10 protein-coding genes are annotated in these 13,330 nt (G+C 65.8%); 4 read left to right on the top strand and 6 right to left on the bottom strand.

All coding sequences use genetic code 11. The features are described from left to right. Nucleotides 1-9 precede the first annotated feature (9 nt). From OU682_RS17715 to OU682_RS17695, 5 genes are all read right to left on the bottom strand, one after another. Nucleotides 10-291: a hypothetical protein gene (locus OU682_RS17715; protein WP_268943523.1), complete on the bottom strand. Its 282-nt coding sequence runs from the start codon at nt 289-291 to the stop codon at nt 10-12. Nucleotides 292-383: 92 nt separating this feature from the next. After that, nucleotides 384-2,762, bottom strand: coding sequence for an ATP-dependent helicase (locus OU682_RS17710; protein WP_268943544.1), 2,379 nt, complete (start codon nt 2,760-2,762; stop codon nt 384-386). A gap of 70 nt (nt 2,763-2,832) precedes the next feature. After that, entirely contained in the window at nt 2,833-3,828 is a 996-nt protein-coding gene (locus tag OU682_RS17705; RefSeq protein ID WP_268943522.1) for an ABC transporter permease, read from the bottom strand. Beyond that, a complete protein-coding gene (locus OU682_RS17700) occupies nt 3,821-4,828 on the bottom strand; it encodes an ABC transporter permease (RefSeq protein WP_268943521.1) in 1,008 nt (335 codons plus the stop codon). The genes OU682_RS17705 and OU682_RS17700 overlap by 8 nt, the downstream gene beginning before the upstream one ends. Nucleotides 4,829-4,926: 98 nt before the next feature. Next, nucleotides 4,927-6,630 (bottom strand): peptide ABC transporter substrate-binding protein, encoded by a 1,704-nt coding sequence (locus OU682_RS17695; protein WP_268943520.1) that lies wholly within the window; start codon nt 6,628-6,630, stop codon nt 4,927-4,929. 214 nt (nt 6,631-6,844) lie between these two features. On the opposite strand from OU682_RS17695, the gene OU682_RS17690 reads away from it, so the two are divergent. The 4 genes from OU682_RS17690 to purU all read left to right on the top strand — a co-directional run bounded on the left by OU682_RS17690 (nt 6,845) and on the right by purU (nt 12,253). Beyond that, nucleotides 6,845-8,677 (top strand): ABC transporter ATP-binding protein, encoded by a 1,833-nt coding sequence (locus OU682_RS17690; protein ID WP_268943519.1) that lies wholly within the window; start codon nt 6,845-6,847, stop codon nt 8,675-8,677. Next, nucleotides 8,677-10,017 (top strand): NAD(P)/FAD-dependent oxidoreductase, encoded by a 1,341-nt coding sequence (locus tag OU682_RS17685; protein ID WP_268943518.1) that lies wholly within the window; start codon nt 8,677-8,679, stop codon nt 10,015-10,017. Before OU682_RS17690 ends, OU682_RS17685 begins: the two co-directional genes overlap by 1 nt. A gap of 65 nt (nt 10,018-10,082) precedes the next feature. After that, nucleotides 10,083-11,249, top strand: a complete 1,167-nt coding sequence (locus OU682_RS17680; protein ID WP_268943516.1) for a M20 aminoacylase family protein — start codon at nt 10,083-10,085, stop codon at nt 11,247-11,249. 119 nt (nt 11,250-11,368) lie between these two features. Continuing rightward, a complete protein-coding gene (gene purU / locus OU682_RS17675; RefSeq protein WP_268943515.1) occupies nt 11,369-12,253 on the top strand; it encodes a formyltetrahydrofolate deformylase in 885 nt (294 codons plus the stop codon). 18 nt (nt 12,254-12,271) lie between these two features. Here the strand turns inward: purU and OU682_RS17670 are convergent, their stop codons facing one another. Continuing rightward, nucleotides 12,272-13,039 (bottom strand): glycosyltransferase family 4 protein, encoded by a 768-nt coding sequence (locus tag OU682_RS17670; protein ID WP_268943514.1) that lies wholly within the window; start codon nt 13,037-13,039, stop codon nt 12,272-12,274. Nucleotides 13,040-13,330: the final 291 nt, after the last annotated feature.

Genomic DNA, 13,330 nt, shown 5'->3' with positions numbered 1-13,330 from the left:
CTCCGGTCCTTACTGCCAGTTGATCCAATAGATGATACCCATGACTGCCAGATTGGGCAGTACGAAGACCAGAAGCAACAGCCGCGACCTCAGCGATTTGTCAAACCCGATCATGGACCTTCGGACGAACGCGCGCCGTGCCGGGGTGTTCCCCGGCATCAGGGGGTGCCGTTCGTCCCAGATCTCCTCCAGCCGTTCGCGGCGCAGCGACCGGATATAGATCCGCAGCAGCAGGTAGAACACCCACTCGGCGATCAGCAGGAACAGGATCAGGCGGAGGAAGGCGGCCAAGGGCGGTCCCGGTTGCGGTTTCCGGCAGGCTAGCAGCCCGCCGGGCAGGGGGCCAGCGGATCAGAACGGCCCGCCCTTGGAAAGGCCTGCCCTTAGAAGGGAACGTCGTCGTCCCCGCCCACCGGCTGGACATAGGCCGCCTTGATGTTCTTGAAGCCCGCCGCGAACTGGACGGTCAGCGTATCCTCGGCAATGCCCATGACCGTGCCCTCGCCGAACTTGGCATGGCTCACGCGGTCGCCCACGGTGAACTTGGCCGCAGGCTCGGCGTCGATGATGACGGGCGCGCGGTGGACGGGTCCCTTGCGTTCGCCGGCCCGCGCCTGCATCCGCTTCCAGCCGGGCGAGTTGTAGACATCGGCCTTGGCCGCGCGTTCGTGCAGTGCGCTGACGGGGCCGCCCGCCGCAAAGGCCATCGCCGCGCCATAGCCGCCGCCGTAAAGGCCGGGCGGGGTCAGGACCTCGACATGCTCGGGCGGCAGTTCATCGACAAAGCGCGAGGGCATGGAACTTTGCCACTGCCCGTAAAGCCGACGGTTGCCCGCGAAGCTGATCGTGGCCAGGCGCTCCGCGCGGGTGATGCCGACATAGGCCAGGCGGCGTTCCTCCTCCAGGCCCTTGGTGCCGTTCTCGTCCATGGCGCGCTGGCTGGGGAACAGCCCGTCCTCCCATCCCGGCAGGAAGACAATGGGGAACTCCAGGCCCTTCGCGGCATGCAGCGTCATGATGCTGACCTGCTCGGCGGCGTCGCCCTCGTCGCGGTCCATGACAAGGGCCACGTGTTCCAGGAAACCCTGGAGGTTCTCGAACTCCTCCAGCGCCTTGACCAGTTCCTTGAGGTTGTCGAGCCGCCCCGGCGCATCGGGCGACTTGTCGTTCTGCCACATGGCCGTATAGCCTGATTCGTCCAGGATCCGTTCGGCCAGTTCGACATGGTTCACCCGGTCGTCCAAGGCGTCGGCATGCCAGCGGCCCACGGCTTCGGTGAACTGCCGCATGCTGGCTGCGGCCTTGCCGGACAGGTCGCCCGCCGTCAGGGCGGCGACCGTCCCGTCCAACAGCGACAGGCCGCGCGCACGCGCCATGTACTGGATGGCCTGCAGGCCCTTTTCGCCCAGGCCACGCTTGGGGGTGTTCGCGATCCGCTCGAAAGCAAGGTCGTCGGCGGGGCTGACCACCAGCCGGAAATAGGCCATCGCATCGCGGATCTCGGCCCGTTCATAGAAGCGCGGGCCGCCGATCACGCGATAGGGCAGGCCGATCGACATGAAGCGATCCTCGAAGGCGCGCATCTGGTGGGACGCGCGCACAAGGATGGCGATGTCGTTCAGGCTGGTGCGGCCGATGGCGGCGCGGTGGCCGCCGTGGAAGGCCTCGATCTCCTCCCCGACCCAGCGGGCCTCGGCCTCGCTGTCCCAATGACCGATCAGGCGGACCGGCTCTCCGCCTTCGGCCTCGGTCCACAAGGTCTTCCCCAGCCGGCCCTGGTTGGCAGAGATGAGGCCGGATGCGGCGGCAAGAATCTGCGGGGTAGAGCGATAGTTCTGCTCCAGCCGGATCACCTGGGCGCCGGGGAAGTCATGCTCGAACCGCAGGATGTTGCCGACCTCGGCGCCGCGCCAGCCATAGATCGACTGGTCGTCGTCACCCACGCAGCAGATGTTGCGATGCGTCTGCGCCAGCAGCCGCAGCCACATGTACTGCGCCACGTTGGTGTCCTGGTATTCGTCCACAAGGATATAGCGGAAACGGTCCTGCCAGTTCCGCAGCACGTCCGGATGCGCCTGGAACAGCGTCACGCAATGCATCAGAAGATCGCCGAAATCGACGGCGTTCAGCGCCAGCAGCCGGTCCTGATAGGCCGCATAAAGCTTGCCGCCCCAGCCGTCGAAGCTTGCAACCTCGCCCTTGGGCAGCCGGGCCGGGGTCAGGCAGCGGTTCTTCCAGCCGTCGATCAGATGGGCCAGCTGGCGGGCGGGCCAGCGTTTCTCGTCCAGGTTCTCGGCCTGGATCAGCTGCTTCAACAGGCGGATCTGGTCGTCGGTGTCCAGGATGGTGAAGGAGGGCTTCAGGTGCAATTCGCCATTGCCGATCAGTTCAGCGTGGCGGCGCAGGATCTTCACGCTGATGGAATGGAAGGTGCCCAGCCAGGGCATCCCCTCGACCGTCTCGCCCAAAAGGCGGGCAATGCGGTTCTTCATTTCCCGCGCGGCCTTGTTGGTGAAGGTCACGGCCAGGATCTGGCCGGGCTTCGCCTTGCCCAGCATCAGAAGATGCGCGATCCGCGTGGTCAGCGCGCGGGTCTTGCCGGTGCCCGCACCCGCCAGCATCAGCACCGGGCCGTCCAGCGTTTCCACGGCGGCACGCTGTGCCGCGTTCAGCCCGTCCAGATAAGGGGCAGGGCGCGCGGCCATCGCGCGGCGGGACAGCGGCACGCCGCCCATGTCATCGGAATCGTCCAAAAGCTCCATTCCGCCAACATAGGCGCGAAGGCGGATCATGGAAAGCCCGTGTTCCGCCTTCGTTCGCATTCGTCGTGAATTAGCGCCCCCGGATGCGCGGGTCCATCGCGTCGCGCAGCCCGTCGCCGATATAGTTGACGCACAGAACTGTCAGCGAAATGAACAGCCCCGGCAGGATCACCCGCCACGGATACATGATCATCTGGTCCACGGCGTCATAGAGCAGCCGCCCCCAGGTCGGGAAATCCGGCGGGAAGCCCAAGCCAAGGAAGCTGAGCGCGCTTTCCGTGATGATCGCCGTGGCGATGCCCAGGGTCGCGGCAACCATGATGGGCGACAGCACGTTGGGCAGCACATGGCGCAGGATCATGCGATGCGCCGGTGTTCCGATGGAGCGGGCGGCCAGGATGAACTCGCGTTCCTTCAGGCCCAGCACGTCGCCCCGCACGATGCGCGCCGCCTGCATCCAGCTTGTCGCGCCGATGGCGGACACGATCAGGATGAAGGTGCCCATGGCCGGGCCGAAGGACTGCGACAGCGGCTCGCGAAACAGCGTCACCATCAGCAGCAGCAAGGGCAGCAGGGGCAGGGCCAGGAACAGTTCCGTCAGCCGCATCAGCGGCGCGTCCAGCCGCCGGAAATAGCCCGCCGTGACGCCGATCAGGCTGCCCAGGGTGATCGCGATGATCATGGCGGTCAGCCCCACGGCGATGGAGACGCGCCCGCCCGCCATCAGCCGCGCCAGCATGTCGCGGCCCAGCTGGTCCGTGCCCAGGGGATGGGCGGCGGTAAAGCCGGAATTGCGGGCCCGGATGTCCACATAGGTCGGGTCGATGGTCCAGATGTAGGGTCCGACCGTGACGAACAGGATGGTCGCGACGAACAGCACCAGGGCCACCATGGCGCCCCGATGGCTGCGGAACTGCCGCCAGATGTCGCGCCACTGGCTGCGGGTCTCGCCGCCTGCGTGCAGGGGGTTGTCGGGGGGCAGGGCGGCCGTGGCACCTGCCGCGACGGCGGTGGCGTCGACGGTCTCGCGCATGTCCAGTTGATGCTGGCGTTCGGTGTCAGTCATATCGGATCCTCGGATCGAGAATGCCGTAGAGGATGTCGGCAATCAGGGTGAACAGCACGATCAGGATCGCGAAGATGAAGGTCAGCGTCAGCACCATGGGAATGTCGTTGCCGTGGATCGCGGTGATCAGCAGCTGGCCCAGGCCGTTCACCTTGAAGACCTGCTCGGTGATGATCGCGCCGCCGAAGACCGCGGGCAGGCCAAGCGCGATGACGGTGATGACCGGGATCAGGCTGTTGCGCAGCACGTGCTTCAGAACCACGGTCCTTTCGGACAGGCCCTTGGCACGGGCGGTGCGGACATAATCCTGGCTGAGGTTGTCCAGCATGGATGCGCGCATGAAGCGGCTGATCTGCGCCGCGTTATACAGCGCCAGCACCGTCACCGGCATGACCATCTGTCGGACCTGCGCCCAGAAGCTGTCCCAGTCCCGGACCTGCAGCGTCGTGTCATAGACCGAGGGGAACCATTGCAGCTTCACCCCGAAGATGATGATCAGCACCACCCCGGTGAAGAAGGTCGGCATCGAAAAGCCGATCATCGACACGAAGGTGCCAAGCTGGTCGAACCAGGAATACTGCTTGTAGGCCGAAAGAATGCCGATCGGGATCGCGATCAGCACGCCCACCAGATAGGAAAAGCCCACCACCGTCAGCGTCTGCGGCACCCGCTGCGCGATCACGTCGAAGACCGGGCTGCGCGACTGGAAGCTGATGATCCGCTGCATCCCGGCGCTGAACTGGGTGCCGAAGGCCTGGTCGAACCAGAACAGCGGCTCGACCCAGAAGAACTGCTTCAGCCACAGGACATAGCGCACATACCAGGGCGATCCCAGGCCAAGCGCCTCTCGCATCCGTTCCTTGACCTCGGGCGGGACGGTCAGCGGCACGTCGCCCAGGGGATCGCCGGGCGATGCCTCCAGCAGCAGAAAGATGACCAGCGAGATGAACAGCAGCGTCGGGATGGCCAGAAGCAGGCGCCGGATGGTGAATGTCAGCATCGTATGCCTCGGTCAGGGCGCCTCGTGCGGCGCGGCTCCAGTCGGCGATGAGCCGGCATGGGTCCGGCCCCGCGACGGATCGCGGGGCCGGACGGGGATCACTGCTGGACGCGGGTCCAGTCGGCCACGTTCCACAGTTCCGAATCCCAGGCGTTCATCTGGACGCCGCCCAGGGTGTTGGAATGCGCCGAGGCCGTGCCGCGATAGATCAGCGGGATGATCGCGTTGCTGTCCTTGGTCAGCATGTCGTTCAGCTTCTGGCCGATCTTGCCGCGTTCCGCCGGATCGACGGTCCTGCCAAGCTCCGCCAGCAGCGCGTCATAGGCGGGATCGCAGTAACGGCTGATGTTCTCGCCCTGCCACTGGTTGTCGGGGCCCGGCGCCTTGTTGCAGGTCCATTTCGCCAGATAGGGCGCGGGGTTGCCGCCCTCGAAGTTGTCGGCATACATCTGCACGTCGGCATAGAACTTCTGCAGCGTGTCGGGCGAGCCGGCATCGGTCCCGAAGAAGACCGAGGCATCGACGGTCTTCAGTTCCGTCTCGATGCCGATTTCCGACCACCATTGCTTGATCAGCGCCTGGAAGTCCTGGCGCACGGCGTTGACCGAGGTCTGGAAGACCATCTTCAGGGGCACGCCGTCCTTTTCGCGGATGCCGCTGCCGCCGACGGTCCAGCCGGCCTGATCCAGCAGCGCCTTGGCGCCCTCGATGTCCTGGGTCAGGCATTCCTCGTTGGGCGAGGCCCAGGCTTCCGGGGCGGGCACATAGTTGCAGGTGGGCTTGCCCGCCGTGCCATAGCCGATTTCCGACAGAAGCTGGCGGTCGATGGCCATGGACAGCGCCTTGCGGACCGCCGGATCGGACAGGAAGGGGTGGGGATGCGCCTTCGTCGAACGCTCGCCCTCGGGCAGGGACGGCGAGGGATCGGTCAGGTTCACGTGGATCCGCTCGACCAGGCTGCCAAAGGCGGCGCTGACCTTGCCCTTGCCCATGGCCTCCATCCCGGCGATTACGTCGGGGGCAAGCTGGGTATTCCAGGCATAGTCGAATTCCCCGGTTTCCAGCACCGACCGCGCCGCCGCCGCCGCATCGCCGCCGCCCTTCATGGTGGCGGTCGCGAAGGCGGGCTTTTCGGGGTCGCGATATTCCGGGTTCGCCTCGAAGGTGATCACGTCGTTGGTCAGGAATTGCGTGACGCGGAACGGGCCGGTGCCGATCGGGTTGAAGTTCTGGTCTGTGCAGGTCGGCGCGTTGGCGCCCAGGCATTGTTCGAACTGGGCCTTCTGGATGATGGGCGACTGCGCCCCGGTGAAGGCCGAGAACGGATCCGGCATCGCTTCGGTGAAGTTGATGCGCACCGTCAGGTCATCGACCGCCTCGACGCTGGACACGCCCTCGAACTTGGCAAGCTGGGAACATCCGCCTTCGGGATGCATGCAGTATTCGGCCGAAAAGGCCACATCGGCGGCGGTCAGCGGCGTGCCGTCGGACCACTTGACGCCTTCCTTCAGCTTCCACGTCACCGATTTCAGGTCCTCGGCGATGCCGCCGTTCTCGATCGAGGGGATCTCGGCCGCCAGGCGCGGGACCAGCGTGCCATCGGGCGCGGCATTGGCCAGCGGCTCCAGCACCATGCTGGAGGCGATCACCTCCTTGGTGCCGCCGGTCAGATAGATGTTCATGGTCGAGGGCGCCTGCCACATGATGATGTTCAGCGCGCCGTCGCTGCCCCGTTCGGCCATCGCGGCAGGGGCCAAGGCCAGGCTGGCGGCTGCGCCCATCAGCAGTGTCTTCAGCTTCATCAATCTCTCCTGTCGGCTGTTGCGACCCGCGGGCACACTCCAGATTGGCTGGCGCCGTTGATCAGGCGTTCTTTTCCCCCCGCGGAATGAGGTCAGTTCAATCGAAGCCCATTTGGAAAGCAAGCCTTATCGCGCCCACCCCTGCGGTTGTTTCCGCTTTGACATTTGCCGCACGCCCGCTAGCCTTCGGACAGCGCAGAACGGGGGCGATCCGATGCTGGACGACAAGCCGCTTGTTTCGATTGAGGAACTTCGGGTCGAGTTCGAGACGAACGATGGCGTGGTCGTTGGCGTCAGGGATGTCAGCTTTTCCATCGATCCGGGCGAATGCGTCTGCGTGGTGGGTGAATCCGGGTCGGGCAAGTCGGTCAGTTCGCTGGCGCTGATGCGGCTTGTGGAATTCGGCGGTGGCGCGATCACCAACGGCCGGCTGATGTTCGATCCGGGCGACGGCAAGGCGATCGACCTGGCCAGGCAATCCACGCCCGCGATGCGCGACATCCGGGGCAACCAGATCGGCATGATCTTCCAGGAGCCGATGACGGCGCTGAACCCGGTCTTCACCGTGGGCGACCAGCTGACCGAGGGGCTGATCGTCCATCGCGGCATGACCAAGGCGCAGGCCCGCGCCCGCGCGCTGGAGATCCTGCGCCAGGTCCGCATCCCCGAACCCGAGCGCCGCATGGACCAGTACCCGCACGAACTTTCGGGCGGGATGCGCCAGCGGGTCGTGATCGCCATCGCCATGGCCTGCGAGCCGCGCCTGCTGATCTGCGACGAACCCACGACGGCGCTTGACGTGACCATCCAGGCCGAGATCCTGGCGCTGATCGACCGGCTGAAGCGCGAGAAGCGGATCGCGGTCCTGTTCATCACGCATGACATGGCCGTGGTGGCGCAGATGGCCGACCGGGTGGTCGTCATGTATCGCGGCGACAAGGTCGAGGAAGGGCCGGTCGAGGAGATCTTCGAGAACCCGCGGCAGGACTATACCAAGATGCTGCTGGCCGCTGTCCCGCGCCTGGGCGAGATGACGGGCAAGCCCGCCCCCGAACGGATGCGGCTGATGCGCGACGGCACCGTCTCGGCGCCGGAACCGATCATCGTCACCGATCCGAAGCCCTTGCTGACGGTCCGCAACCTGACCACGCGCTTTGCCGTCAAGGGTGGCCTTCTGCGCCGCACCATGGCCCGCGTCCACGCGGTCGAGGATGTAAGCTTCACCATCAACGCGGGCGAGACCCTGGCGCTGGTGGGGGAATCCGGCTGCGGCAAGTCCACCACCGGACGGTCGATCCTGCGGCTGGTGGAACCGGACTCGGGGCAGGTCGATCTGGATGGAACCGACATCCTGGCGCTGTCGCCGCGCGGGCTGCGCCGGGCGCGCCGCGACATGCAGATGATCTTCCAGGACCCCTTCGCCAGCCTTGACCCGCACATGAAGCTTTACGACCAGGTGGCCGAGCCGATGGAGAATTACGGCATCGGCAGCCGGTCCGAACGCCAGGACCGCATCGCCGCGCTGTTCGACCGGGTGGAACTGCCGCGCAGCTTCATGCGCCGCTACCCGCACGAGATGTCGGGCGGCCAGCGCCAGCGCATCGCCATCGCCCGCGCGCTTGCGCTGAACCCCAAGCTGATCGTCGCGGACGAGGCGGTTTCGGCGCTGGACGTGTCCGTGCAGGCGCAGGTCCTGAACCTGCTGATGGAGTTGCAGGCGGACCTGGGCATTTCCATGCTGTTCATCAGCCATGACATGGCCGTGGTCGAACGCGTCAGCCACCATGTCGGCGTAATGTATCTGGGCCGGATCGTGGAGATGGGCACCCGCCGGCAGGTCTTCGAGAACCCGCAGCACAATTATACCCGGCAGCTGATGGCCGCCGTCCCCGTGGCCGATCCGCGCCAGAAGAAGATCAGCGAGGATCTGAAGTTCAAGCCGATCCCCTCGCCAATGCATCCCGTCGACTACCAGGCGCCGCCCTCGGTCTATCGCGAAGTCGCGCCGGGCCACAGTGTTCTGGTCGATCCGGTGACACACCACTGATGCAAGGCCCGCCCATCGCGGCAGACGCCGCCCCGCAATTCCGCGCCCCCTTGCCCGAGGCCGCCGACGTGGTGGTGATCGGCGGCGGCATCGCCGGTGTCACGACGGCGCTTTACCTTGCCCGCGACGGGCTGTCGGTCGTCGTGTGCGAGAAGGGGTTGGTCGCCGCCGAGCAATCCAGCCGCAACTGGGGCTGGGTCCGCGCGCAGGGCCGGGACGAGGCCGAGATCCCCGTGATGCTGACAGCCCGCCGGTTGTGGCAGGGGCTGGCGCAGGAACTGGGCGACGTGCTGGGCCTGACCACCTGCGGCGTCAGCTATCTGGCGCGGGACGAGGCCACGCTAGCGCGATACGAAGAATGGCTGGCGGTCGCCCGCCGGCACGGGCTGGACAGTCGCATCCTGGACCGCGCGGAGCTTGCCAGGGCGATGCCGCACAAGGCGGGGTGGGCGGGCGCCTTGCAGACACCCTCCGACATGAGGGCCGAACCGGCAGCGGCAGTCCCCGCCATCGCCCGGCTGGCCGCCCGCGAGGGCGTCGCGATCCGCGAACATTGCGCCGTCCGCGCCATCGAGACACAGGCGAGCCGCGTCAGCGGCGTCGTGACCGAGGACGGGCCGGTCCGCGCCGACCGCGTGCTGCTGGCGGGCGGCGCCTGGTCGGGGCTGTTCGCCGCCAATGCCGGGCTGCATCTGCCGCAGCTTTCCGTCCGCGCCACCGTTGCCGCAACCGAAGCCCTGCCCGACATCTGGCAGGGCGCCGCGACCGATCCCGATTTCGCCTTCCGCCGCCGCGCCGACGGGGGCTATACGCTGGCGCCGGGCACGGGCCATGACTTCTGGATCGGCCCTTCGGCCGTCCGCCACCTGCGCGCCTATCTGCCGATGATCCGGCGCGACCTGTCGCAGACCCGGCTGCAAGGCACAGCCCCCGCGGGCTATCCCGACAGTTGGCGCACCCCCCGACGCTGGCGGGCGGACCAGCCCACCCCGTTCGAGAGGATGCGCGTCCTGGACCCGCCCCCGAACCCGCGCCGCCTGAAGAAGCTGCAACGGGACTTCGCCTCGGCCTTTCCGCAGATCGGCCTGCCCACGCTGCGCGCGGCCTGGGCGGGGATGATCGACACGATGCCCGACCAGGTGCCGGTGCTGGACGAAAGTGCGATCCCCGGCCTGTTCATCGCCACCGGCCTGTCCGGCCACGGCTTCGGCATCGGGCCGGGGGTGGGCCATGTCATGTCCCGGCTGATCCAGAACCGCGATCCCGGCCATGACCTGACCCGTTTCCGCTACACCCGCTTTACCGACGGATCGCCCGTCGTCCTTGGACCCGACCTCTAGGCCTCAGCCGGTGCTTGCGCAGTCTGCACAAAGGGTTCACCCTGTCCCTGCGAAGGAGACCGAACATGCCCGTCAAGAACCGATTTGCCGAACTTCTGCCCGAAATCACAGCCTGGCGCCGCGATTTTCACGAACATCCCGAACTGCTTTACGATGTCCACCGCACCGCGGGCCGGGTAGCCGAACTGCTGCGCGACTTCGGCTGCGACGAGGTGGTCGAGGGGGTGGGCCAGACCGGCGTGGTCGGCGTCATCAAGGGAAGGTCTGATACCAAGGGCCGCGTGATCGGCCTGCGCGCCGACATGGACGCCCTGCCGGTCATCGAGCAGACCGGCCTCGACTATGCCTCGAAGACGCCGGGCAAGATGCATGCCTGCGGCCATGACGGCCATACCGCCATGCTGCTGGGCGCCGCCAAGTACCTGGCCGAGACGCGCAATTTCGACGGCACCGCCGTGGTGATCTTCCAGCCGGCCGAGGAGGGCGGCGGGGGCGGCGACGCGATGGTTCAGGACGGGCTTGTGACGCGCTGGAACATCCAGGAATTCTATGGGATGCACAACATGCCGGGCCTCCCCGTCGGCGCCTTCGCCATCAAGCCGGGCGCGATGATGGCGGCGGCCGACCAGTTCGACATCACCGTCACCGGCAAGGGCGGCCATGCGGCCAAGCCCCACGAATGCATCGACACCACGCTGACGGCGGCGCAGATCATCGTCGCGCTGCAGTCCATCGTGTCGCGCAACATCGATCCGCTGAAGAACGCCGTGGTCTCGGTCTGCGTCGTGTCCACCGATTCGACCGCGCATAACGTGATCCCGCAGGTCGTGAAGCTGAAGGGCACCGCCCGCAGCCTGGATCCGGCCGTCCGCGATCAGCTTGAGGAAGGCATCAAGCGCGTCGCCACCAATGTCGCCGCCGCCATGAATGCCAAGGCCGAGGTCAATTACCAGCGCGGCTATCCCGTCACCATGAACGACGAACAGGCGACCGTCTGGGCCGCCCAGGTGGCGCGCGACATCGCGGGCGATGTGAATCTGTCGATGCAGCCGATGATGGGGGGCGAGGATTTCAGCTACATGCTGAACGAAAGGCCGGGCGCCTATATCTTCGTGGGCAACGGCGACACGGCCATGGTCCACCACCCCGCCTACAACTTCAACGACGACGCGATCCCCGCCGGGTCCAGCTGGTATGCCGGCATGGTGGAATCGCGGATGCCCGCCGCCTGATCCGGCCACTGTGCCGGGGGATGTCGCGGCAACCCCCGGCGGTGTCGGAAACATGATTGTCATTGCCGGCCTTTCGTCTGAAATGCTGCCAACCAGACAGCCAAGGAAGCGGACTCCTCATGAAAAGCTATACGCTGCGCGTCACCTGCGCCTCGACCCGCGGGATCGTGGCCGCCATCTCGGGTTACCTCGCCGGGCATGACTGCAACATCACCGACAGCGCGCAGTTCGACGATACCGAGACCGGCCGCTTCTTCATGCGCGTCAGCTTCCGCTCGGAAGGCGAGGCGACGCTGGATCAGCTTCAGCAGGGCATCACCCCCATCGCCGAACGCTTCGGGATGGAGGCCGATTTCAGCAACGACGCGGTGAAGAAGAAGGTCGTGATCATGGTCAGCCGGTTCGGGCATTGCCTGAACGACCTGCTTTACCGCTGGCGGATCGGTGCGCTGCCCATCGACATCGTGGCAGTGATATCCAACCACATGGACTACCAGAAAGTCGTCGTGAACCACGACCTGCCCTATTACTGCATCAGGGTCACCAAGGAAAACAAGGCCCAGGCCGAGGCCGAGCAGATGCGCATCGTCCGCGACACGGGCGCGGAACTGGTCGTGCTGGCGCGCTACATGCAGGTGCTCTCGGACGAGATGTGCCAGGCCATGTCGGGCCGGATCATCAACATCCACCATTCCTTCCTGCCCTCGTTCAAGGGCGCGAACCCCTACAAGCAGGCCTATGAGCGCGGCGTGAAGCTGATCGGCGCGACCAGCCATTACGTGACCGCCGATCTGGACGAGGGCCCAATCATCGAGCAGGACACGGTGCGCGTGACCCATGCGCAGTCGCCGGGCGACTATGTCTCGCTTGGCCGCGATGTCGAGGCGCAGGTTCTGGCCCGCGCGGTCCATGCCCATATCCACGGCCGGGTGTTCCTGAACGGCGAGAAGACCGTGGTGTTCCCGCCCTCCCCGGGCAGCTATGTCAGCGAACGGATGGGCTAGGACTGCTGGCGAAGGCGATCAGCCTGCCACTTCCCGGATGATCTGCCGAAGGCTGTTCGCGGCCGCCTTGTCTGAAAAGCGGTGCAGCGATTCGCGTTGTGCCTCTTCGGCCAGGACCGACCGCCTTGCCTCACTCGTCCACAGCGCCTCGATGGCGCTTTTCAGATGGCCCACATCCCCAGGCTCGACCAACAGCCCGGTCCTGCCGTCTTCGATATAGCCGGCGGTTCCCGGGCATCGTGTCACGACGACGGGGACACCCAGTTGCATGGCCGTCAGGAAGGTGATCTGCCCCGACGCCGTTTCCTGGTTTGCAACTGGAGTCACGCTTATCCGGGCGCGGGCCATCAGTTCGTTGCATTGCCTTTGGCTAAGGCCCGACATGAACGTCACATGCGGGCTGCGGGGAAGGGCCTCGATCGCCTCCGGGCGCGTGACGATGATGGTCCTGATGCCCAGTTCATCCACGGCGGCGATCAGCGATGCATAATCCCGGTTGGCCGAGCCGAGCGCAAGAAGGTAGGGTTCGCGGGCCTCTTCCTCGCGCGCAATGTCTATCTTGCCTCGCTGCAGGGGAATGAAGCTTACTTTTTCGGAAGGCACGCCCAGGTATTCGGCATAGCTGGGCACCTCCAGCGGTGAATGGACTACAAAGCGGTCGATCTGCCCGGCAGCAAGCCTTGCCAGGGTTCGGCGCGGGCCTTGCGGCAAGGCACCCAGGTTGAAGTTATAGGCGATGATCCTGACCTTCTGCCGGAAGATCCGCTTCAGAAGTCCCGCGCACATGGCAAGCTGTGGAAAGCACACGATCAGCCCGTCCGGACTGCGGCGTGATGCCGTCAGAGCATGTCGAAAACAGGTAATCCACTCCGACACGGGCGTGACGGTCGCTTTCCGGAAATGCCAGTTGCGCGATCTTTTCGGAGGAGCGAGCTTTTCGAATTTCAGGCGCTCGTCGACAATGAAGTCGTCAAGCCATTGATCGTTGTTTCCGGAAAAGAAAGGGGATGTCCGCATATCGTGTTGGTCTCTCAGGACGCCTGAATGACGTCAGCCGGTTGAAGTCCCGCCAGTCGC

This window comes from Paracoccus benzoatiresistens (genome assembly GCF_026913015.1).
Taxonomy (GTDB): Bacteria; Pseudomonadota; Alphaproteobacteria; order Rhodobacterales; family Rhodobacteraceae; genus Paracoccus; species Paracoccus benzoatiresistens.
This window is presented reverse-complemented; position numbering and strand designations above follow the sequence as displayed.

Coding starts and splice junctions, on each gene's coding strand:
- OU682_RS17685 (WP_268943518.1), top strand. CDS start 8,677: ATGCAAGGCCCGCCCATCGCGGCAGACGCCGCCCCGCAATTCCGCGCC.
- OU682_RS17705 (WP_268943522.1), bottom strand. CDS start 3,828: ATGACTGACACCGAACGCCAGCATCAACTGGACATGCGCGAGACCGTC.
- OU682_RS17695 (WP_268943520.1), bottom strand. CDS start 6,630: ATGAAGCTGAAGACACTGCTGATGGGCGCAGCCGCCAGCCTGGCCTTG.
- OU682_RS17680 (WP_268943516.1), top strand. CDS start 10,083: ATGCCCGTCAAGAACCGATTTGCCGAACTTCTGCCCGAAATCACAGCC.
- purU (WP_268943515.1), top strand. CDS start 11,369: ATGAAAAGCTATACGCTGCGCGTCACCTGCGCCTCGACCCGCGGGATC.
- OU682_RS17700 (WP_268943521.1), bottom strand. CDS start 4,828: ATGCTGACATTCACCATCCGGCGCCTGCTTCTGGCCATCCCGACGCTG.
- OU682_RS17670 (WP_268943514.1), bottom strand. CDS start 13,039: ATGTGCGCGGGACTTCTGAAGCGGATCTTCCGGCAGAAGGTCAGGATC.
- OU682_RS17710 (WP_268943544.1), bottom strand. CDS start 2,762: ATGGAGCTTTTGGACGATTCCGATGACATGGGCGGCGTGCCGCTGTCC.
- OU682_RS17690 (WP_268943519.1), top strand. CDS start 6,845: ATGCTGGACGACAAGCCGCTTGTTTCGATTGAGGAACTTCGGGTCGAG.